This window comes from Rhodoblastus sp. 17X3 (assembly GCF_030056575.1).
Classification (GTDB): Bacteria; Pseudomonadota; Alphaproteobacteria; order Rhizobiales; family Beijerinckiaceae; genus Rhodoblastus.
The window spans coordinates 1-850 of the sequence record NZ_JASHHX010000057.1 but is presented as its reverse complement, the minus strand read 5'-3'; the positions used below and the strand labels follow the sequence as shown (position 1 = coordinate 850).

The window sequence follows — 850 nt, the reverse complement described above, 5'->3', positions numbered from 1 at the left end:
TGCGCGCGAGAGGCCTTTCGGCGCCGCGTTTCAACAAGCCTACGCCTATACCAAGCAGAAATTCGACGGCGGCGTGAGCTTCGAAGGCCGCATCGGCGAGATCAACATCCCGTGGGGCTTGTCGACCGCAATCCCGGGCGGCTTGTTCTACGCCGTCAATGCCCTCGATTATTCTGCGGTCGTCCGGCCTGGCGCGCAGGCCGCGGAATTGACCATCCCCACGCCCGGCATGTACAGCCGCCTGGGCTTCCTGCAGGACAAGGCCATTTTTGAAAGCTTCCTGTTGTTCCAGGGGCCGCGAAGCGTGGTGCCAGGCTGCGGCTCGTTCTTCTCCTACGCCGACTGGGCCGCGCCGGGCTGCAACAATGTCTTTTTCAGCCCCGTATTGGCTGATCCGACGTCCTATGCAGTGGATTTCGCGCTCAATCGCAAGCGCGCGGCGACTCCCAACGACGTCAATTTTGGCGCCGGCGGCACATATACAGCAGATTCGTTGCTCACCAAGTTCGGGCTGTATTACGCTCACGTAGATCAACCCACCCCTGTCGGCCAGACGATCAAGACCTTGCGGGCCGGCTCAAATTATTGGCTGTTGAGTAATCCTGGTGGTCTCAATTCGGCTTACAATGTTGCTTACCTCGGCGCCGTCGATTCAGCCACGATCAACTTTACGACCCAAATCAAGGGCACGACGATTTACGGCGAATATGTCTACAGCCCGAACAAGCCCGTCAATTACAATGCTGCGGATCTTGTCTTTGTGGTCGCCGGGCCCCAGTTTCCGTCGCCCTTGCGCGGGATCTACAATACGCTGCCTCTTGGCGGTGTTGTCCCCGGCTATGATCGCCTG

At 59.1% G+C, this 850-nt stretch carries 1 protein-coding gene; it reads left to right on the top strand.

Annotated features, from left to right (window positions below; translation table 11 throughout):
• Positions 1-850: DUF1302 family protein (locus QM467_RS19730; RefSeq protein WP_283368043.1), on the top strand; the 850-nt coding region annotated here is incomplete at both ends.